Genomic DNA, 19,708 nt, shown 5'->3' with positions numbered 1-19,708 from the left:
GTCGCTGAAGAGAAGGAGCCGCGCCGTGGACGTTGTCGCACTCGGCGAGTCCATGGTGACGTTCCTGCCCTCCCGGCCGGGGCGCCTCGCCGACGTCCCGTCCTTCGACCGGGGCATCGGCGGCGCGGAGTCGAACGTGGCGTGCGTGCTCGCGGCGGCCGGCCACAGCGCCCGCTGGGTCAGCCGGGTCGGCGCCGACGCGTTCGGCGACCATCTCGTCGAGGCGATCGGGTCGTACGGCGTCGACGTGTCGTACGTCCGCCGCGACCCGGCCCGCCCGACCGGCGTCTACTTCCGCACGGCCGGCGACCGCTCCACCGACTCCCACGAGGTCGCCTACTACCGGGCGGGCTCGGCGGCCTCCGCGATGACGGCCACGAACCTGGACCTGGAGGCGGTACGCGGGGGCCGCGTTCTGCACCTGTCAGGCATCACACCGGCACTCTCCGCCGACTGCCTGACCCTGATCCGGGAACTGACCGCCCCCCACCCCACCCGCCCTCTGATCTCCTTCGACGTGAACTACCGCCCGGCCCTGTGGCGCGACACCCACGGCCCGGAGATCCTCCTGGACCTGGCACGTGGCGCGGACATCGTCTTCGTCGGCGAGGACGAGGCAGAGGAGGCCTGGGGCATCACAGGCGGCCCCACCGCCATCCGCGAAGCCCTCCCGGAACCGGGAATCCTGGTGGTGAAGCAGGGGGGCCGCGGGGCCGTGTCCCTGGGCCGAGCCGCGGGCAGTCGTGCCGCCTGGGGCGGCACGGGTGGGCGCGGCGGCACCCCGCAATCGCCGGGCCGCGCAACATCCCTGCGCCCGGCCACCACCGCGCCGGCGCTGAAAGTCGACGTAGTCGCGACAACCGGCGCCGGCGACGCCTTCGCCGCAGGCTTCCTCTCCGCAACCCTCCGGGGCCTCCCCGCCCGGGACCGACTGAGGCATGGCCACCTCATGGCGGCAGCCAGCCTCACCGCCCCCGGCGACCTCGCCGCACCCCCCACCCGCGCCCTCGCCGACCGTCTCGTCGCCTTGGACGACACCGCGTGGGGGAGACTGCGACTCGGCCCCGGATGGACGGACACCATGGGCCGGGACATTGAGGAGGCACGCACCCCATGAGCCAGACCGTAGACCGAGCCCTGAGCATCCTCCCGTTGCTCGCGGAGGGCCCCGCCGATCTCGGCCAGGTCGCCGACCGCCTCGGCGTGCACAAATCCACCGCCCTCCGCCTTCTGCGCACCCTCCACGAACACGGCCTGGTCTACCGCCAGTCCGACCAGCGCTACCGCCTCGGCGCCCGCCTCTTCGCCCTCGCCCAGGAGGCGATGGAGAACCTCGACGTCCGCGAGATCGCCCACGCCCACCTCGTACGCCTCAACGAGAAGATCGGACACACCGTCCACCTCGCCGTGTACGAGGAGAACGAGGTCCTCTACATCGACAAGGTCGAGAGCCGCTACCCGGTCCGGATGTACTCCCGTATCGGCAAACCGGTCGCCATCACCGTCGCGGGCGTGGCCAAACTCCTCCTCGCCGACCTTCCCGAGCACGAGCGCCGCGCCCTCGCGGAGAAGCTCGACTACCCCATGTACACGGCCCGTTCGACACCGCACGCCACCGCGTTCCTCCAGGAACTGGCCAAGGTGCGCGAACAGGGCTGGGCCACCGACCTCGGCGGCCACGAGGAGTCCATCAACTGCGTCGCCGCCCCGATCCGCGGCGCCGACGGCCGAGTCGTCGCCGCGATGTCGGTCTCCGCGCCGAACGTCGTCGTCACCGCCGACGAACTCCTCACCCTGCTCCCGCTGGTGCGCCGTACGGCGGACGCGATCAGCGGCGAGTACTCCGGCAGAACCCCAGTGAAGGAAAGCTCCGTATGACCGACAAGACCGCGCTCACCCCCGCCACCCACACCACCCCGCCCGCGAAGTTCTCCCACGGTGTCCGCAAGGGCAACATCCTCCAGGTCGCCGGCCAGGTCGGCTTCCTGCCCGCCGAGGAGGGCAAGGCGCCCACGCCGGCCGGCCCCGCCCTGCGCGAGCAGACCCTCCAGACCCTCGCCAACGTCAAGGCGATCCTCGAAGAGGGCGGCGCGAGCTGGGACGACGTGATGATGATCCGCGTCTACCTCACCGACGTCGACCACTTCGCGGAGATGAACGACCTCTACAACACCTACTTCGAGGAGCAGGGCCTCACCCAGCCGCCCGCCGCGCGCACCACCGTCTACGTCGGTCTTCCCGCCGGGCTCCTCATCGAGATCGACGCGCTCGCCGTCCTCGGCTGACCCGCGCCGCGCTCCACCTCTCCACCGCCGCACGACATCACGGCACGGCCTCCCGCACCCCTGGGACGCCGTGCCGCGATCCCCCCTGCCCGAAAGTTCCATGCCCTTACCCAGAGGACCCCCGAATGTCCCATCCGCTCCTCCCGCTCGCCGCCTCCGCACCCGCGGAGACACCACCGCACACCGGAGGGCTGCTCCTCCTCCTCGACGGCACGGCGGGCCTGCTGACCGTCGCCGCCATCGGTATCGCGCTGCTCCTCTTCCTGATCATCAAGGTGCGGCTGCAGCCGTTCGTCGCGCTGCTCGCCGTGTCCATAGCCGTCGGCCTGATGGCCGGCCTGTCGGTCACCGAACTCTTCGGCACGGTCCAGCGGTCGGACGCGGTGTCCACCATCGAGTCCGGGATGGGCGGCATCCTCGGCCATGTCGCGATCATCATCGGCCTCGGCACGATGCTCGGCGCGATCCTCGAAGTCAGCGGCGGCGCCGAGGTGCTGGCGGGCCGGCTGCTCGGCCTGTTCGGTGAGAAGCGGGCCCCGCTCGCGATGGGGCTCACCGGTCTGATCTTCGGTATCCCGGTCTTCTTCGACGTCGGCATCTTCGTCCTCGCGCCGATCGTGTACGCGGCCGCGAAGCGCTCCGGCAAGTCGATCCTGCTCTACTGCCTGCCCCTCCTCGCCGGTCTCTCCGTCACCCACGCCTTCCTGCCCCCGCACCCGGGCCCGGTGGCCGCCGCCGGACTGCTCCACGTCGACCTGGGCTGGGTCATCCTCATGGGCGTCGTCTGCGGTCTGCCGGCCGTCGCCGCCGCCTGGGTCTACGCCGCCTGGATCGGCAAGCGCATCTTCGTGCCCGTACCGCAGGACATGGTCGAGGCCGCGCAGGAGGCCAAGGACGCCGTCGTCGCCGAACAGCGCGCCTCCGGGGTCGAGCCGCGCGAGGCGCCGGTGCCGCTCGGCACGGTCCTCGGCATCATCGGTACGCCGCTCGTCCTGATCCTCGCGGCCACCTTCTCCTCGATCGCGCTGGACCCCTCCACCCTCCGCTCGGTCATCGAGTTCTTCGGCCACCCCTTCGTGGCCCTCACCCTCGCCCTGTTCCTCGCCTACTACCTGCTGGGCATCCGGCGCGGCTGGTCCCGCAAGTCCCTGGAGACCGTCTCCACGTCCTCGCTGAAGCCCGTCGGCAACATCCTGCTGGTGGTCGGCGCCGGCGGTGTCTTCGGCGCCGTCCTCAAGGCCAGCGGCGTCGCCCAGGCCCTCTCCGACACCTTCAACGACGTCGGCCTCCCGGTGATCGTCCTCTCCTACCTGATCTCCGTGGTGCTGCGCGTCGCGCAGGGCTCGGCGACGGTGGCGATCGTGACGACCGCGGGCATCGTGGCTCCGCTGCTCGCCGAGGGCGACCACTCCCAGGCGTTCGTCGCCCTGGTCATCATGGCCATCTCGGCGGGCTCGATCTTCGCCTCGCACGTCAACGACGGCGGCTTCTGGATGGTCGCCAAGTACTTCGGCATCAGCGAGCGGGACACCCTGAAGACGTGGACGGTGCTGGAGAGCGTCCTGTCGGTGGCCGGGTTCGTGGTGGCGGCGGCGCTCAGCCTCGTCGTGTGAGCCGTGTCGTCCGTGTAGGCGTCCGATAACGAAGTTGGGGCTGGCTGTGTCCGGCACAGGTTTATCGACCATACTCCTGCGGTGTGGAGCAGCGCATAGGTTCGAGCAGCCAGCCCCTGGAAGGCGCCGGGTTCGACCCGGCATTCATCCCCGGGCTCACCTCGCCCGCGTCCGGCCGGAAGGAGGACGCGAAGGCGGCGACGGATACGGAGCCGGAGGACACGGCTCCCGAGGAGGCGGCTCCGGAGGCCGAGCCGGAAGCGGAGGCCGTGCCCGACGGGCCGGTCTTCGAGGCGTCCGACCGTCGCGCCAGGATCGTCGCCGACCACCGGGGCGTACGACTGAGTCTGGACGACCAGGAGTGCGAGTTCCGGTGGGACGAGATCGGGGCCGTGGAGACGGAGACCGCCCGCTTCGGCAAGCGGTACACGGTCACCGTGCACACCCCCGACAGCCGCTGGTACCCCATCGAGGTCGAGGCCCCGTCGCGCGGCAGTTTCGCGGAGTGGGACACCGCCCTGGACGCGGTCCTGGACGTGTACTTCGAGGACGGCGAGACGCCGGACGCGAAGGACGACGCGGACGGGGACGCGAAGGACGCCGCGGACGACGAGGCCACGGACGACGAGACGCCGGACGCCGAGGACAAGGGCGCCGAGGACAAGAACGCCGAGGACAAGAACGCCGAGGGCGACGGGAAAACCGCCACCGAGTAGGTGCATGGCGTGAAGATCCCCGCACGCCCTCTTGTCCGACCGGCGGTCATCCGCTTTCTTGACCTCCATGGCGGACACCACGGGCAACACCACAGGCGCAGGCGTACCGGTCGGGGCCGACGCGGCACCCCGTAAGTCCAGTTGGCGTCACATCGGTCCCGGCATCGTCGTCGCCGCGACCGGTGTCGGCGCCGGCGATCTCGTCGCCACCCTCATCGCGGGCAGCAACTTCGGCTACACCCTGCTGTGGGCCGCGGTCATCGGCTGTCTGGTGAAGATCTCCCTCGCGGAGGCGTGCGGCCGGTGGCATCTGTCCACCGGGCGCACGGTCTTCGACGGCTGGGCGAGCCTCGGCCGCTGGACGACCTGGTTCTTCGCGGTCTACGCGGTCATCTGGGGCTTCGTCTACGGCGCCGCGGCGATGTCGTCGAGCGGGCTGCCGCTCCAGGCGCTGTTCCCGGGCGTGATGGACCTCGAATGGTGGGGCATCGCCTGCGGCCTCGTCGGCCTGGTCTTCGTCTGGTTCAACAAGTACAACGTGTTCGAGAAGGTCATGACCGTCCTGGTGGGCGTCATGTTCGTCGTGACCGTGTATCTCGCGATCCGGGTCACCCCCAACCTCGGCGACGCCTTCGCCGGCCTGCTCCCGGTCCTCCCGGACGAGAAGGACTCGGTCCTCAACACCCTCGGCCTGATCGGCGGCGTCGGCGGCACCATCACGCTGGCCGCGTACGGCTACTGGGTCAACGCGAAGGGCTGGACCAACTCCGGCTGGATGAAGGTCATGCGCCTGGACAACCGGGTCGCCTACGCGACGACCGGCATCTTCGTCGTCGCCATGCTCTTCGTCGGCGCCGAACTGCTGCACTCCGCGAACATCGCCATCGCGGGCGGCGACAAGGGTCTGATCCAGCTCGGTGACGTCCTGGAGGAGCAGTACGGCACGGCGACCGGCAAACTGTTCCTGATCGGCTTCTTCGCCACGTCCTTCACCTCCCTGATCGGCGTCTGGCACGGTGTGAGCCTGATGTTCGCCGACTTCCTCGCCCGGCAGCGGGGCGAGCGGCAGGCACGCGGCGACGAGCTGGCCTCCGGCCGCCGCGAACGCTCCTGGGCCTTCCGCGCCTACCTGCTCTGGCTCACCTTCCCGCCCATCGTCCTGCTCTTCCAGGACGAGCCCTTCCGCCTGATCATCATCTACGGCGTGCTGGGTGCCGCGTTCATGCCGTTCCTGGCGCTCACCCTGATGTGGCTGCTCAACTCGGCCCGTACGCCCCGCGAATGGCGCAACGGGCCGCTCAGCAACACCATGCTCGCCGTCGCGGCCCTGCTGTTCCTGGTCCTGTGCGTCAAGCAGATCTGGGACCAGCCCTGGTCGGAGTTCTTCTAGTCCGCGCGCCGGTAGGCCACCGGGGGCTCCTCCTCGCCGCCGAGTGTCGTCACGGTCAGCTGGTCCGTGCTCTTGAGCCGCAGCGTCTCGGTGTTGCCGCTCTCGCACTGGTCCTTCGGTTCCGCGGCCGTGACGACCGACGGGCCGAGCCGTACGCCCGTGCTGGTGGCGTCCACCAGCACGCTCTCCCACTCGCAGTGGTACGCCGGTCCGTCACCGGTCCAGGTGGCCACCACCTCGCCGTGCGCCGCCTGCTCCAGTACGAGGGACATGCTCTCGCCGGGTTCGGAGGCCTCGCGTTCCCAGGTGCCGAGGAACTCGGCCGGGACGGGGGTGCCGGACAGTTCGGTCCGCTTCAGGATCGCGGTCTCGCCGCGTTCGTCGTTGGTCCAGATGAGCGAGCCGTCGTCACGCAGCCGCAGGGTCTGTTCGCCGCCGTCGGTGCAGGAGTCCTCGGGGATGCTGGAGACCGCGCGGGACTCCACCACCATCAGGTTGTCGAACGAGACCAGTTCGGCCGCGCCGGTGCACAGCACGTCGTCGAAGGAGTTGAACGTCGTGGCGACGTCCTCGCCCTCGACGCCCTGGGTGATCGTGATGCGGCGCAGCGAGAGGGTGTTGCCGTCGGAGTCCTTGCCCTCGCCCTGCCAGGTGCCCAGATAGGCGTCGGCGATCGCGCCCTCGATGGTGGCGGAGGGGGCGGTGCCGGGGGGAGAGGAGTTTTCCTCCTCCGGCTGGGCGGCTTCTTCCGTGCCGTCGTCGGGCTGTTCGGAGCCGCCCGTCCTCCCCGAGCTGGTGTTCTTGCCGTCGTCCTTGTCGCCGCCCAGGTTCATGGCGGCGTACGTGACGCCGCCGGCCAGCAGCGCGACGGCCAGGACGGCGGAGCCGACGATCAGCCGGGTCCGCCTGGGGCGTGCCGGGGCGGGGACGGGCACCGGGTCCCCGAACACGCCGAGGGGCGGCGCCACCGGTGTCGGCGCGGGTGTGGGCGAGGGGTCGAGGGCGGGAGGGTCGGGGTGCACGGCCGCCGGTTCCGGTTCCGGTTCCGGCTCCGGGGTGACCGGCGCGCTCACCGGCAGCGGCGGGGTCGCGGGCGGAGTGGCGGGCGGTGCCGAGGGCGGCGCCGTCGACGGCAGCGGCGGTGCGGCGGGCGCGGGCGGTCCGCCCGAGGGCATCGGCGGCACCGTCGGCGGCCCGGCGGGGGGCGGGGGTACGGCGCGGGTGGCCGGTGCCTCCGAGTCCAGCAACCGTGCGGCCCTGCGGCCGAGTTCCGCCGTCAGGCCGGCCGGCAGCCACGGCACGGTGTCCGCGTCCGCGGCGTCCGCCGCCGTACGCTCCACGAGCTGCGCCGGGGTCGGCCGGGCGGCGGGGTCCTTGGCCAGACAGTCGCGTACGAGCTCGGAGAGGCCCTCGGGCAGACCGGACAGGTCCGGCGGCTCCTGCGCGATCCGGTACATCACCGCGTGCATCCCGCTGTCCGACGAGCTGAACGGCTGGCGCCGGGTCGCCGCGAAGGCCAGCACGGAGCCGAGCGAGAAGACGTCGCTGGCCGCGGTGAGGGGCTCGCCGCGGACCTGCTCGGGGGACATGTAGCCGGGCGAGCCGATCACCGCGCCGGTGCGGGTCAGCTTGCCGTCGGCGGTCACCGCGTCGAGGGCGCGGGCGATGCCGAAGTCGATGACGCGCGGCCCGTCGATGGTCACCAGGATGTTCGCGGGCTTGAGATCCCGGTGGACGAGGCCGGCCTCGTGGATGGCGGTGAGCGCCTGGGCGAGCCGGTTGCCGAGGATGCGCACCGACCGCTCGGGCAGCGGCTCGGGCCGTTCGGCGATCACCTCGTGCAGCGAGGGGCCCGGTACGTAGCCGGTGGCGACCCACGGCGACTCGGCGTCGGTGTCCGCGTCCAGCACGGGCGCGGTCCACTCGCCGCCGACGCGCCGCGCGGACGCGATCTCCTGGGCGAAGCGCCTGCGGAACTCCGGCTCCGACGCGAGTTCGGAGCGGACGAGTTTCACGGCGAGGGTGCGGCCGCCGGCCGAGCGGGCCAGATAGACCTCGCCCATGCCGCCCGCGCCGAGGCGGGCAAGAAGCCGGTAGGGGCCGATACGTGACGGGTCGTCGGGTCTCAGCTCATCCACGGGCCGATCCTCGCACAGCGGGCACTCCGTGCGAGGGCTCCCTACGCATCGGTTACTTCTGTATCCCGCTCGTGACCTGCGCTCTCCAGCAGGGGGCACCGCCCCCGCCCCACGCGGCCGTGGGGCGGGGGCGGCCGCCGGTCACGGCAGGGCGTGCACGTGCGGGCCCACCGCGTTCGACCACGCGTTGCCGGCCGTGGCGTCCCAGTTCGTGGACCAGGTCATCGCGCCGCGCAGCGACGGGTAGGTCCGCGACGGCTTGAAGGTGCCGCAGCCGGTGCCCTTGGTGAGGCAGTCCAGGGCGTTGTTCACCACCGACGGGGAGACGTAGCCGCTGCCCGCGCCCCGCGTCGAGGCGGGCAGACCCAGCCCGACCTGGGAGGCGTCGAGGCCGCCCTCCAGCTGGATGCAGGCGAGCGCGGTGAGGAAGTCCACCGAGCCCTGGCTGTAGACCTTGCCGTCGCAGCCCAGCATCGAACCGCTGTTGTAGTACTGCATGTTGACGACGGTGAGGATGTCCTTCACGTTCAGCGCGGTACGGAAGTACGAGCCGGACGTGGACTGCATGTCGATGGTCTGCGGGGCCATGGTGAGGATCATCGACGGGCCGGCCTTGGCGGACAGCGACCGCAGCGCCTGCGTCATGTAGGTCGGGTTGAGACCGTTCTCCAGGTCGATGTCGACGCCGTCGAAGCCGTACTCCTGCATCACGGAGTACACCGAGTTCGCGAAGTTGTTCGCGGACGTGGAGTCGTTCACCGAGACGGTGCCCTTCTCGCCGCCGACCGAGATGATGACCTTCTTGCCCGCGGCCTGCTTGGCCCGGACGTCCGCCTTGAACCGGTCGACCGTGTAGCCGTTCAGGCCCGCCGAGTCCAGGTTGAAGGTGACGGCGCCCGGAGTGCCGGTGGCGTCGGCGAAGGCGACCGCGATGATGTCGTACGCGGCCGGCACGTCGGAGATCTTCTGTACGGCGGCGCCGTTGTTGAAGTTCTGCCAGTAGCCGGTCACCGCGTGCCTGGGCAGGTCACCGCCGTTGTTCCCGCCGCTCTCCTTGGTACGGGCCGACACCGCCGTCGACTTCGGCGACTCGCCCTTCGTGTTGGTGGCGGCGACCTGGAAGGAGTACGACGTCGAGGCCGCGAGCCCGGTCACGGTGGCCGACGTGCCCGATACGGCCGTCACCCTGGTGCCGTCGCGGTAGACGGTGTAACCGGTCGCTCCCGACACCGCGTTCCAGGCGAGCGACACCGAGGAGGAGGTCGTGCCGGCGACGGTCAGTCCGCCCGGGGTGGCCGGGATCGTCGGCTCGGGGTCGCCGCCGCCGCCCCCGTCGGGGCCGAACACCGAGATGTCGTCGGCGTAGTAGGCGGCCTGGCCGTACCAGCCGTGGGTGTACACCGTCACCGAGGTGGTGGAGGAGCCGGTGCTGAAGCCGGTGGACAGCTGCTTCCAGCCGCCGGAGTCCGGGGTCCAGGTGGACACGTCCGTCGTACCGGTGCCGGTCACGCCCAGGTAGGTGTAGCCGCCCTGCACCCACCCGCTCAGCTGGTACGTGGAGTTGGGCTTCACGGCGACGGTCTGGCTGCAGCGGGCGTTGTCCTGCCCGGCGGGCGTGGCCTTCAGCGCGGCCGCGCCGGCGTGCACGGGGGAGGAGACGGTCGTGCCGCTGTTCGCCGAACAGGTCCAGTTGCCGAGGCCCGCCTCGAACCCGGCGTTCCTCGCGTTGTTGACGTCCGCCGCGGACGCCTGGCCGGCTCCGGCGAAGGTGAGGGCGAGAGCGGAGACGACGGCTCCGGCCCACAGGCGTCTGCCTCGGCCGGGTGTTCCTGATGGGCGGTTCACTGAGGCCTCCGGTGGGGGAGAAGGGTGGGGGAGAGGGGAGATGCGAGCGAGCGACGGTGGCCACCGTGTGCAGCACAAGGTGGTCCAGACCAATCCAGATGTCAATAGGTCCAGACCAAAATCGACCAGTGAACCGACCCGACGGCACCGCCCGACGTCAAGGCAGTGCACAGGACCTCCACCCGTGAGGCTTGATCGAGACCGGCGAGATGCTCAACCTGCCCCGTTTTGGCGCACCTTGTGCATCGACGGTTGCCGTTCGGCTACTCAATCGCTGTTCTCCGGTCACGGACCCGCGGATACAGTGCTGAGGTAGTCACGCAGTGAAGTCACCAGGGTGCATCGGAGTAACGCCCGGTGGGCCGTCGGGCATGGGGAGAACGGGGAGCCGCGCGTGCCAACTGCCATTGCCGTGACCGGCGCCGACATGGCACTGCCGGCGCAGGACGAACGCACCCTGCCCGCGGTGGTGCTGCGGGACATCGACACCCGCCCGCTCGAACAGGTCCTGAACGAGCTGCAACTGCTCCTCGAGCACCACGGCCATGTCATCGTGGTCGGCTCCCGGACCGCCCCCACCGCCGTCCAGCGGCGCCTGCACACCCTGCGCTCCCTCCTGGAGAGCGACCGGATAGCCCTCTTCAGCCCCGACCTGCCGCCCCTGGGACTCGCGGTCCTGGTGCGCCAGTTACGGCAGCTCGCCTCCTGCGACCTCAGCCCCGGCGTGCTCGCCTCCGCCGGCCGGCTGCTGATCCACTACATCCACGCCGGGGCCCTGCTGGGCTCCGTCGCCCGCCTCGACCGCGTCCCCGTCGACCTGAAGCAGCACGCCAAGTCCTGGATGCCGGGCACCCAGTTCGCCGTCGTCGCCCACCCGCAGCCGCAACTCGTCCGCCTCGGCCCCGAAACCCGCCTCGACGGCCCCGAGTTCGGCACCTGGATGCTCGTCGCCAAGGGCCAGCTCCAGTCCGACTGGGTCACCACCACCCTGGCCCCGGCCTGGAACGTCCAGGGACTGCGCGAGACCCCGCTCCCGGCCGAATCCCCCAACTGGTGGGGAACCGGCAAGGTCGTCGAGTTCTGCACCTATCTGCCCGATCTCTCCGTGCTCTACCAACTGGTCACCTCCGTACGGCGCGGCAGCTGCCACTGGTGCGGCATCGACGTCATCGGCGACCGCTGCGTGTTCTGCTCCGCCGTACCGCCCGCACCCGAGGGCACCCCGGCCCTCACCAGAGGCACCTGACCCGCACGGCCCGCCCCGACCCGTCCGATTCCGCTCGACCGATATCCCCGATGAGGTTGCACGGTTCATGAACTCCCGTCAGCGCCGCGGCGTGATACTCCTGCTTCTGTCGGTCCTGTGCGCCCTCGGCGCGTTCGCCGGCGTGCTCTCCGTCATCAGCGACGTCGAGTCCAAGGTCGGCCCCGAGGTCACCGCGTACCGGCTGAAGAACGACGTGGACCCCTACACCCCCCTCGCCACGGGCCAGTTCGAGCAGATCGAGATGCCCGAGCGGTGGCTGTCCAAGAACGCGGTCACCGACCTCGGAGACATCCGGGGCAAGATCGCCGTGACGAAGCTGCGCGAGGGCTCCCTGCTGCAGAGCGACATGATCGTCGACCAGCCCGCCCTGCAGCCGGGGCAGCAGGAGGTCGCCATCATGATCGACGCGGCGACCGGTGTCGCCGGCAAGATCACACCCGGCGCCGCGGTCAACGTCTACGCCACCTTCGAGGGCGAACGCGAGGGCGAGCCGGACCAGTCCAGGGTCATCGTGACCAACGCCAAGGTCCTCGACGTCGGCCGGCTCACCGCCCTCCAGTCCGACGACAACGACCGCGGCCGGGAGCCCACCGACGCCGTCCCGATCACCTTCGCGCTGTCCGCCGTCGACGCCCAGCGCATCACCTACGCCGAGTCGTTCGCGAAGCGCGTCCGTCTCGCCCTGGTCGCGCCCGGCACCGACGGCGCCGTACCGGACTCGCAGCGGACGTACGAACTCGCGAAGGACAAGTGAGAGCCGCATGCCCACGAGGATCCTGCCGGCCGTCGGCGACGCGGACGCGGTCCGGTCCATCACCACACTGCTCAGCCAGCTCCCGGACGCCGAGCCGGTGGCCCCGGTCGTCGACTCCACCCAGCTCGTCGACACCCTCGCGCGCCTGGCCGCCGAGTCCGTCGACGAACTGCCCGAGGTCGTCGTCGTACACGAACGCATCGGACCCGTCCCGGCCCTGGAGCTGATCCGCGAGGTCGCCCTGCGCTTCCCCGCCGTCGGCGTCATCCTCGTCACCTCCGACCCGAGCCCCGGCCTCTTCCAGGCCGCCATGGACTACGGCGCCCGCGGCGTGGTCGCCCTCCCGCTCAGCTACGAGGAACTCGCCAGCCGCGTCCAGGCCGTCGCCCAGTGGTCCGTCGGCGTACGACGCCATCTCGGGTCCGGCGGTGACGTGTTCACCGGTGTCGGCGGCACCGTCGTCACCGTCAGCGGCGCCAAGGGCGGCGTCGGCGCCACCCTCACCGCGATCCAGCTCGCCCTCGCCGCCCAGGCCTCCGGCCGCACCACCGCACTGCTCGACATGGACCTGCAGACCGGGGACGTCGCCGCCTATCTGGACGTCCAGTTCCGCCGCTCCGTCGTCGACCTCGCCGCCATCACCGACATCTCCCCGCGCGTCCTCGCCGACGCCGTCTTCCGGCACGACACCGGCCTCGCCCTGCTGCTCGCCCCCGGCGAGGGCGAACGCGGCGAGGAGGTCAGCGACCGCTCCGCCCGCCAGATCGTCAGCGCGCTGCGCTCACGGTACGAGGTCGTCGTCATCGACTGCGGCGCCCAGCTCGGCGGCGCCGGCGCGGCCGTCGTGGAGATGGCCGACACGGCCCTGCTGGTCACCACGCCCGACGTCGTCGCCGTACGGGGGGCCAAGCGGGCGGTGCGGATGTGGGACCGGCTGCAGATCCGCAAGGCCGAGGAGACCACCGTGGTCGTCAACCGGCACACCCGGTCCACGGAGATCCAGCCCCCGCTCATCCGGAAGATCACCGGCACGGCCGTCGCCGCCACCGTGATCCCGGCCCACTTCAAGGAACTCCAGGCCGTGGTGGACGCGGGCCGCGTGCACGAACTGGAGAACAAGAGCGCCGTGAAACAGGCCCTGTGGGGTCTGGCCGGCGAACTCGGCCTGGTCAGAGCCGTCCAGGGCGACCGGCGCACCGGCCGGCCGCGTGGCGACCGGGGGTCGGTGAGCTTCCGGCGGCGCAGGGACTCGGGGGGATGACCATGAAGGCCGTACTGCCCGCGCGAGGCCGCGGCCGTCTCGGCGACCGGGGCCAGGTCACCATCGAGTTCCTCGGCATGACTCCCACGATCCTCGTGACCCTGGTGGTGCTGTGGCAGCTCGTCCTGGTGGGGTACGCGTTCACTCTCGCGGGGAATGCTGCGGACGAGGCCGTACGGCAGGCCACGGCGGCGCCACCGGACGCCCGCCAGGGCGCCTGCCGGGCGGCGGGGCGGGACAAGCTGTCACAAGCGTGGGCGGAGGGGGCGACCGTGAACTGCGCGACCTCGGGCGGCTTCGTCACCGCCGACGTACGGCTGGCCGTCCCCCTCCTCTTCCCCGGCGTCGTCTCCCTCCCCCTCGATGTGAAGGGACACGCGGGCGCGGTCGAGGAGGAGAAGGACTGACATGCCGTACGCATCCCGTCGCCGCCCCCGCGACCGGGGCCAAGTGGCCCTGGAGTACCTGGGCTTCCTCCCGATCCTGCTCATCGTCGCCATGGCCGCCGTACAGCTCGGCCTGGTCGCCTACACCACCCAGCAGGCGGGTACGGCGGCCCGCGCCGGGGCGCGCAGCGCGTCACTGGGGGAGGCGTACGGCACCACGTGCAGGGCCGCCGTCAGCACCTGGCTCGCCGACGGCACCTCCTGCGAGGGCTCCTCGGGAGGCGACGAGATCACCGTCTCCGCCACGGTCGACATCCCCTCGATCGTGCCGGGCTGGAACTTCGACCCCGTCCGGAAGTCCGCCACGATGCCGCGAGACCACTGAGGAGCACGCGACCCATGAGCCTGCGGGCACGCATCAACTCCCCCGAGGAGAAGGCCGGCCGGGGCGAGGACGGCCATCTGGTCGCCTCCTACCGGGCCAAGCTCCTCGAGGAGATCGACCTCGCCGAGATGAGTTCGCTGGCCGCGGCCGAGCGCCGGGCCCGGCTGGAACGCGTCCTCGGCCACATCATCAGCCGCGAGGGCCCGGTCCTGTCGACCGCCGAGCGCTCCCAGCTGATCCGCAGGGTCGTCGACGAGGCACTGGGCCTCGGCATCCTCGAACCGCTCCTCGAGGACGCGTCCATCACCGAGATCATGGTCAACGGCCCCGACGCGATCTTCGTGGAGCGCGGCGGCAGAGTGGAGCAACTCCCGATCCGCTTCGCCTCCAACGACCAGCTGATGCAGACGATCGAACGCATCGTCTCCACCGTCAACCGCCGCGTCGACGAGTCCAACCCCATGGTCGACGCCCGCCTTCCCTCCGGCGAGCGCGTCAACGTCATCATCCCGCCGCTCTCCCTGACCGGCGCCACCCTCACCATCCGCCGCTTCCCGCGGTCCTTCACCCTCCAGGAGCTGATCGGCCTCGGCTCCCTCGACGAGCACATGCTGTACCTGCTGGCCGGACTGGTGCAGGCCCGCTTCAACGTCATCGTGTCCGGCGCGACCGGCACCGGGAAGACGACCCTGCTGAACGCCCTCTCCGGTCTGATCCCCGAGGGCGAACGCATCATCACCATCGAGGACTCCGCCGAACTCCAGCTCCAGCAGCCGCACGTCATCCGTCTGGAGTCGCGCCCGCCGAACGTCGAGGGCAAGGGCAAGGTCACCATCCGCGACCTGGTCCGCAACTCCCTGCGGATGCGCCCCGACCGCATCGTCGTCGGTGAGGTCCGCGGCGGCGAGTCCCTGGACATGCTCCAGGCCATGTCGACCGGCCATGACGGCTCCCTCGCCACCGTCCACGCCAACAGCGCCGAGGACGCGCTGATGCGCCTCCAGACCCTCGCCTCCATGTCGGACGTGGAGATCCCCTTCGTCGCCCTGCACGACCAGATCAACAGCGCCGTCGACGTCATCGTCCAGCTCACCCGCTTCGCCGACGGCGCCCGCCGTATCACCGAGGTCGCCCTGCTGGAGAGCCACGGCGGGGAACCGTACCGGCTGGCCACCGTGGCCCGCTTCCACGCCCGCCCGATGACCGCCGACGGCCGTGTCCACGGCGCCTACGAGCACCACCCCCTGCCGCGCCGCACCGCCGACCGCCTGTACATGGCGAGCCAGCCCGTCCCCCCGGCGTTCGGCGTCGCCCAGTCCTTCGACCAGCTCGCCACCCGAGAAGCCAGGTAGTCCCCATGGAGCTGCGGAACCTGATCACGCTGACCACCGGCATCACGCTGCTGACGTGTGTCCTCGCGGTCGTCGGCGTGCACACGTACGCCACCGGCAGGGCACAGCGGCAGGCACTGGTGGACCGGCTGTCGGCCACCGGTCAGATCCCCGTCACCGGCCGCCGGCGTCACTTCCCCACCCTGGACCGCCGCCTGCGCCGCACCGAACCCGGCAGGAAACTCGAACTGCGGCTGGCTGCCACCGGACTGGACATCACCCCGGGCGAGTTCCTCGTCTACATGCTCGCCACCGTCGCCGGCCTGTGGCTCATCGGCCAGGCCACCCTCGCCCCCTTCTTCGGCCCGATCGCCGGACTGCTCGGCATCTGGGCGGCACTGCAGTTCCTCAACTGGCAGCGGCAGAAACGCATCGAGAAGTTCATCAACCAGCTCCCGGAACTGTCCCGCATCCTCGCCAACGCCACCCAGGCCGGCCTCGCCCTCCGTACCGCCATCGGCATGGCGGCGGAGGAGCTGGAGGCCCCGGCGGGCGAGGAACTGTCCAAGGTGGCGAACCAGCTGGCGGTCGGCGCGTCCATGGACGACGCCCTCGGCGAACTCGCCGACCGTCTCCCGTCCCGCGAACTCGTCGTCCTGGTCACCACCCTGGTGCTCTCCAACCGGGCGGGCGGACAGGTGGTGAGCGCGCTGCGGAACCTCACGGAGACGCTGGAGGAGCGGAAGGAGACCCGGCGGGAGGTCCGTACACAGCTCTCGCAGGTCAGCATGACGTCGTACGCCGTGCCGGTGCTGGGCGTCGGCGCGTTGTTCCTCATGAACGGCGTGAAGGACGGCGCCCTGGACCGGATGACCGGTTCCCCGGCCGGTCAGCTCGCGGTGATCACCGCGTTCGGCCTCTATGCCGTCGGCTTCTTCCTCATCCGCCGCCTGTCCCGTATCGACGTCTGAGCGAAGGAGGCCGACCGACATGGCACTGCTGCTGGCCCTCCTGACGGGCCTCGCCGTCTACGGCGTCTTCGCCGGCGTCCGTATGTACCGGGCGGAGGTGAAACTCCCCACCGACCTGGCCCTCGCCCTGGAGGTCGGCTCCACCCGCACGGGCGCGGTCGACTCCCTCGTCGACCGCATGGGCATGCGGTACGCGCCCGCCGTGCTGCGGATCATGGGACCCAAGCAGGTCGCCAAGTACCGCCGCAAGATCGACCTGGCGAGCAACCCCGGCGGGCTCACCATCGACCGTTACGCGGCCCGGCGCGCGGTGTACGGCTTCCTGGGCGTCGTGGGCTGCCTGGTCTTCCTGATGCGCGGCCAGCCTTTCATGGCCCTGCTGCTGCTCGCCTTCGGCGCGTTCTGGACGGAGGTCGGCATCTGGTCGGCGATCCGCGTCCGCCGGGACGTCATCGAGCGGACGCTGCCGGACTTCCTGGACGTGCTGGCGGTGGTGGTGAGCGCGGGTCTGGGCTTCCGGCAGGCCCTGGACCGGGTGTCGCAGAAGTACGAGGGCCCGTGGGCGGACGAACTCCGCATCACGCTGCGCCAGATGGACCTGGGCATGAGCCGCAGGCAGGCGTTCACGGAGCTGCGCCGGCGCAACGACTCGGAGCAGGTGGCGATGTTCGTGTCGGCGCTGCAGCAGGGTGAGGAGCTGGGTGCGCCGATCGTGGAGACGCTGGTGTCCCTGGCCAAGGACATGCGCCGTACGGATGCGCAGAACGCCCGCCGGAAGGCGGCCCGCGCGGTGCCCAAGGCCACCATGATGATCACCACGTTCATGGTCCCGGCCACGATGATCCTCCTCGGCGCCGGCCTGATCCTCGGCTCCGGCATCGACTTCGGCGCGGTCACGGGCGAGTAGGGCGGGGGCGGGCGCGATGACGACGACGAGGGACCGCACGGGTCTGTTCCGCCGCGCCGCGAAACCGTCGGAGATCACCACCCCGCCCACCGGCACGGTCCTCCCACCCCACACCAGGACGGGCGCCCCGGACATCCCGGTGACGTCGGCGACCCCGGCACTGCCGCCGGGCTGGGAACCGGCGGAGGCATCACATGACCGGGGACGGTCAGCCGCCGACGGCGGAGGCGCCCCGCAGGGGCCACCCGCACCCGACGACGAGACCCGCACCGGTGGTGCGGGTGGGAACCCACATCCGGCCGAAGGCCGGATGCACCACCCGCAACCCGCACCAGCCGCACCGGACGTGCAGATCCAGATCAACGCCCTCCAAGCCCTGTGCCGGCAGGCCTTCGGCTTCAGGCTGGCGATGATCGCCCTGGCAACCCCCTCCGCCCTCCTCAACGCCGCCGAAGGCTGGAGCACCCGCCTGGTCGCCCTCGCCGTAGTGGCCACCTTCATGGCCTCCTACGTCCTCTTCAGGGACTGGGAACGCTTCGGCCCCCTCCTCCTCCGCCACCCCACCCTCCTTGCCGCGGACACCCTTTTCGGAGCCCTGCTCCTCATCTCCGCCGGCCCCGACACCACCCTCGCCTACGTCAGCGTCTGCACGCCCCTCCTCGCCGGCCTGATCTACGGCTGGCGCGGCGCGGCGGTCTTCGCCTCCCTCCAGGGCCTGATCCTGCTTCTCGTCTACGCGGCCCTGGACAACCCCCGTACGAACCCGGCGGAGACCCTGATCCTTCCCGGCCTCTGCGTGGTCGCGGGCGCGGTCGGCTCCAGCCTCCGCAACCTGATGCTCCGCCTGGGCACGGCGACCCAGGCCCTCGGCACCGTCCAGGCCCGCCTGGCCGTCACGGAGGCGGTCAGCGCCGAACGCGCCCGCCTGGCACGCGAGATGCACGACTCGGTGGCCAAGACCCTCCACGGAGTGGCCCTGGCGGCGGACGGCCTGACCGGAACCGCGAACGCCCCGCACCCGAACCCGTCCCTGGTGAGACAACAGGCGGAACTGGTGGCCCGCTCGGCCCGCAGGGCCGCCGCCGAATCCCGCGAACTCCTGGCCGACCTGCGCAGGGAGTCGGACCCGCACCAGGGCACGGACGTACTCGTGGAATTGGCCGCCCGCACCCGGGACTTCGCCACCCGCACCGGACTCCCCGCGGCCTACCGCCCCACCGGCGAGCACGCGGTCCCGCCCGTCCCGCCCGCCGTGGCCCGCCAACTCCTGACCATCGCCGCGGAGGCCATGGAGAACGCCCACCGCCACGCGAAACCGACACGTGTCGACGTCGAAGCCGGCGTCCACGGTGACCTGCTCCGCATCAGTGTGTACGACGACGGCAGCGGCCTCCCGCCCGGCACCGACCTCGAACAACTGCGCCGGGCGGGGCACTTCGGCCTCATCGGCATGGTCGAGCGGGCGGCCTCCGTCGGAGCCCGCATCCGGGTGGGCCGGGGCGGGCATACGCGAGGCACCGAGGTCCGCCTGGAACTCCCGCTGGCGGCCCTGACGACCCCCACGGAGGCCACCCCATGACGACCTCGCCGAACCCCTTCGCGAACGTCCCGCCCCCGGCCCCGCTGCGGGTCGTGGTGGCCGACGACAACCCGGTGGTCCGCGCCGGCCTGACCGCCCTTCTCACCGGTCGGGAGGACATCACGGTCGTGGCGGAGGCGGCCGACGGCCGCGCGGCTTACGAGGCGGCCCACGCCCACCGCCCCGACGTGGTCCTGCTGGACGTCCGTATGCCCGGTGTGGACGGCATCTCGGCACTTCCGTACCTGGTACGGATCGCTCCGGTGGTGATGCTGACGTACAGCAGGGAGTCGGAGATCGTCCAGGAGGCCCTGCGCAGGGGAGCGGGCGGCTACCTGGTCCACGGCGAGTTCACGGCGGACCAACTGGTCGCGGCGATCCGAGACATCGGACAGGGCAGGCCCCACTTCACCCCCACGGCAGCAGGGGCGTTGCTCTCGCAACTGCGGGAGAACCCGCGACCGACCGGAGTGCTGCCGGAGGGACTGGGTGCGAGCCACCCAACTAAGCCCGGTGCAAACGGAGTCGACGTATCGCACATCCCATCCTCGTCTACTTCTGCGGAAAACCTTTCGCAACTGCAACCGGATATGGCACGATCGTCGTCTGGGTGGACAGGTGGCCGTCCGGCCGCCCCCGACCGGTCGGCGTTCCAACTCAGTGCGAGGGAGGCGGAGATCATGGACCTCATCGCATCCGGCATGACCAACCAGCAGATCGCCGCCACGTGCTTCATCAGCGAGAAGACGGTCAAGAACCACATCAACCGCATCTTCGCCAAGCTTCACAGCACGAGCCGTTCCGAGGCCGCGGCGAAGTGGCTGGGCACGGCACAGGGCTCGCACCGAGGGACGGGGTGACCTCCGGTGACTGCGGCGAG

The 19,708-nt window shown here is 71.1% G+C and carries 18 protein-coding genes; 16 read left to right on the top strand and 2 right to left on the bottom strand.

What is annotated here, in order from left to right; translation table 11 throughout:
• Positions 1 to 52 precede the first annotated feature (52 nt).
• The 6 genes from IF28_RS0116930 (at position 53) to IF28_RS0116905 (ending at position 6,004) form a co-directional block, all read left to right on the top strand.
• Entirely contained in the window at positions 53 to 1,117 is a 1,065-nt protein-coding gene (locus IF28_RS0116930; protein ID WP_234325226.1) for a sugar kinase, read from the top strand.
• Entirely contained in the window at positions 1,114 to 1,878 is a 765-nt protein-coding gene (locus IF28_RS0116925; RefSeq protein ID WP_030220479.1) for an IclR family transcriptional regulator, read from the top strand. The genes IF28_RS0116930 and IF28_RS0116925 overlap by 4 nt, the downstream gene beginning before the upstream one ends.
• On the top strand, positions 1,875 to 2,285 hold the full coding sequence (locus tag IF28_RS0116920; protein ID WP_030220476.1) for a RidA family protein: 411 nt from the start codon (positions 1,875 to 1,877) through the stop codon (positions 2,283 to 2,285). The genes IF28_RS0116925 and IF28_RS0116920 overlap by 4 nt, the downstream gene beginning before the upstream one ends.
• A 125-nt stretch (positions 2,286 to 2,410) precedes the next feature.
• Positions 2,411 to 3,898, top strand: coding sequence for a GntP family permease (locus tag IF28_RS0116915; protein ID WP_030220473.1), 1,488 nt, complete (start codon positions 2,411 to 2,413; stop codon positions 3,896 to 3,898).
• A gap of 83 nt (positions 3,899 to 3,981) precedes the next feature.
• The gene (locus IF28_RS0116910) at positions 3,982 to 4,614 is read left to right on the top strand and encodes a hypothetical protein (RefSeq protein WP_030220470.1); all 633 of its coding nucleotides are present in this window, start codon (positions 3,982 to 3,984) and stop codon (positions 4,612 to 4,614) included.
• Between the two features lie 67 nt (positions 4,615 to 4,681).
• Complete coding sequence (locus IF28_RS0116905; RefSeq protein WP_030220467.1) at positions 4,682 to 6,004, top strand: Nramp family divalent metal transporter; 1,323 nt, start codon at positions 4,682 to 4,684, stop codon at positions 6,002 to 6,004.
• Here IF28_RS0116905 and IF28_RS0116900 read toward each other — a convergent pair.
• Both IF28_RS0116900 and IF28_RS0116895 read right to left on the bottom strand, forming a co-directional pair.
• Positions 6,001 to 8,142 (bottom strand): serine/threonine-protein kinase, encoded by a 2,142-nt coding sequence (locus tag IF28_RS0116900; protein WP_030220464.1) that lies wholly within the window; start codon positions 8,140 to 8,142, stop codon positions 6,001 to 6,003. The two genes, IF28_RS0116905 and IF28_RS0116900, sit on opposite strands and share 4 nt — an antisense overlap.
• A gap of 141 nt (positions 8,143 to 8,283) precedes the next feature.
• Positions 8,284 to 9,987, bottom strand: a complete 1,704-nt coding sequence (locus IF28_RS0116895) for a chitinase (RefSeq protein WP_030220461.1) — start codon at positions 9,985 to 9,987, stop codon at positions 8,284 to 8,286.
• Positions 9,988 to 10,399: 412 nt separating this feature from the next.
• Here IF28_RS0116895 and IF28_RS0116890 point away from each other — a divergent pair, with 412 nt between their 5' ends.
• From IF28_RS0116890 to IF28_RS0116845, 10 genes are all read left to right on the top strand, one after another.
• Positions 10,400 to 11,233, top strand: a complete 834-nt coding sequence (locus IF28_RS0116890) for a hypothetical protein (protein ID WP_030220457.1) — start codon at positions 10,400 to 10,402, stop codon at positions 11,231 to 11,233.
• Between the two features lie 67 nt (positions 11,234 to 11,300).
• Positions 11,301 to 12,008, top strand: a complete 708-nt coding sequence (cpaB, locus tag IF28_RS0116885) for a Flp pilus assembly protein CpaB (RefSeq protein WP_030220454.1) — start codon at positions 11,301 to 11,303, stop codon at positions 12,006 to 12,008.
• Positions 12,009 to 12,015: 7 nt separating this feature from the next.
• Positions 12,016 to 13,269, top strand: coding sequence for an AAA family ATPase (locus tag IF28_RS0116880; protein WP_030220451.1), 1,254 nt, complete (start codon positions 12,016 to 12,018; stop codon positions 13,267 to 13,269).
• Positions 13,266 to 13,676, top strand: a complete 411-nt coding sequence (locus tag IF28_RS0116875) for a septum formation initiator (RefSeq protein WP_106982069.1) — start codon at positions 13,266 to 13,268, stop codon at positions 13,674 to 13,676. The genes IF28_RS0116880 and IF28_RS0116875 overlap by 4 nt, the downstream gene beginning before the upstream one ends.
• Position 13,677: 1 nt before the next feature.
• Positions 13,678 to 14,040: a TadE/TadG family type IV pilus assembly protein gene (locus IF28_RS0116870; RefSeq protein ID WP_030220443.1), complete on the top strand. Its 363-nt coding sequence runs from the start codon at positions 13,678 to 13,680 to the stop codon at positions 14,038 to 14,040.
• Between the two features lie 14 nt (positions 14,041 to 14,054).
• A complete protein-coding gene (locus tag IF28_RS0116865; protein WP_030220440.1) occupies positions 14,055 to 15,392 on the top strand; it encodes a CpaF family protein in 1,338 nt (445 codons plus the stop codon).
• A gap of 5 nt (positions 15,393 to 15,397) precedes the next feature.
• On the top strand, positions 15,398 to 16,342 hold the full coding sequence (locus IF28_RS0116860; RefSeq protein WP_030220438.1) for a type II secretion system F family protein: 945 nt from the start codon (positions 15,398 to 15,400) through the stop codon (positions 16,340 to 16,342).
• Between the two features lie 19 nt (positions 16,343 to 16,361).
• Entirely contained in the window at positions 16,362 to 17,249 is an 888-nt protein-coding gene (locus tag IF28_RS0116855; RefSeq protein ID WP_030220436.1) for a DUF5936 domain-containing protein, read from the top strand.
• Positions 17,250 to 17,265: 16 nt separating this feature from the next.
• Positions 17,266 to 18,828 carry a histidine kinase gene (locus tag IF28_RS0116850; RefSeq protein ID WP_030220434.1) on the top strand — a complete coding sequence of 521 codons (1,563 nt, stop codon included), beginning with the start codon at positions 17,266 to 17,268 and terminating at the stop codon, positions 18,826 to 18,828.
• A complete protein-coding gene (locus tag IF28_RS0116845) occupies positions 18,825 to 19,688 on the top strand; it encodes a response regulator (protein WP_030220431.1) in 864 nt (287 codons plus the stop codon). Before IF28_RS0116850 ends, IF28_RS0116845 begins: the two co-directional genes overlap by 4 nt.
• Positions 19,689 to 19,708: the final 20 nt, after the last annotated feature.

This window comes from Streptomyces sp. NRRL WC-3626, from assembly GCF_000718785.1.
GTDB classification, from domain to species: domain Bacteria; phylum Actinomycetota; class Actinomycetes; order Streptomycetales; family Streptomycetaceae; genus Streptomyces; species Streptomyces edwardsiae.
This window is presented reverse-complemented; position numbering and strand designations above follow the sequence as displayed.

Coding starts and splice junctions, on each gene's coding strand:
- IF28_RS0116845 (WP_030220431.1), top strand. CDS start 18,825: ATGACGACCTCGCCGAACCCCTTCGCGAACGTCCCGCCCCCGGCCCCG.
- IF28_RS0116905 (WP_030220467.1), top strand. CDS start 4,682: ATGGCGGACACCACGGGCAACACCACAGGCGCAGGCGTACCGGTCGGG.
- IF28_RS0116860 (WP_030220438.1), top strand. CDS start 15,398: ATGGAGCTGCGGAACCTGATCACGCTGACCACCGGCATCACGCTGCTG.
- IF28_RS0116925 (WP_030220479.1), top strand. CDS start 1,114: ATGAGCCAGACCGTAGACCGAGCCCTGAGCATCCTCCCGTTGCTCGCG.
- IF28_RS0116870 (WP_030220443.1), top strand. CDS start 13,678: ATGCCGTACGCATCCCGTCGCCGCCCCCGCGACCGGGGCCAAGTGGCC.
- IF28_RS0116875 (WP_106982069.1), top strand. CDS start 13,266: ATGACCATGAAGGCCGTACTGCCCGCGCGAGGCCGCGGCCGTCTCGGC.
- cpaB (WP_030220454.1), top strand. CDS start 11,301: ATGAACTCCCGTCAGCGCCGCGGCGTGATACTCCTGCTTCTGTCGGTC.
- IF28_RS0116865 (WP_030220440.1), top strand. CDS start 14,055: ATGAGCCTGCGGGCACGCATCAACTCCCCCGAGGAGAAGGCCGGCCGG.
- IF28_RS0116850 (WP_030220434.1), top strand. CDS start 17,266: ATGACGACGACGAGGGACCGCACGGGTCTGTTCCGCCGCGCCGCGAAA.
- IF28_RS0116880 (WP_030220451.1), top strand. CDS start 12,016: ATGCCCACGAGGATCCTGCCGGCCGTCGGCGACGCGGACGCGGTCCGG.
- IF28_RS0116915 (WP_030220473.1), top strand. CDS start 2,411: ATGTCCCATCCGCTCCTCCCGCTCGCCGCCTCCGCACCCGCGGAGACA.
- IF28_RS0116855 (WP_030220436.1), top strand. CDS start 16,362: ATGGCACTGCTGCTGGCCCTCCTGACGGGCCTCGCCGTCTACGGCGTC.
- IF28_RS0116920 (WP_030220476.1), top strand. CDS start 1,875: ATGACCGACAAGACCGCGCTCACCCCCGCCACCCACACCACCCCGCCC.
- IF28_RS0116930 (WP_234325226.1), top strand. CDS start 53: ATGGTGACGTTCCTGCCCTCCCGGCCGGGGCGCCTCGCCGACGTCCCG.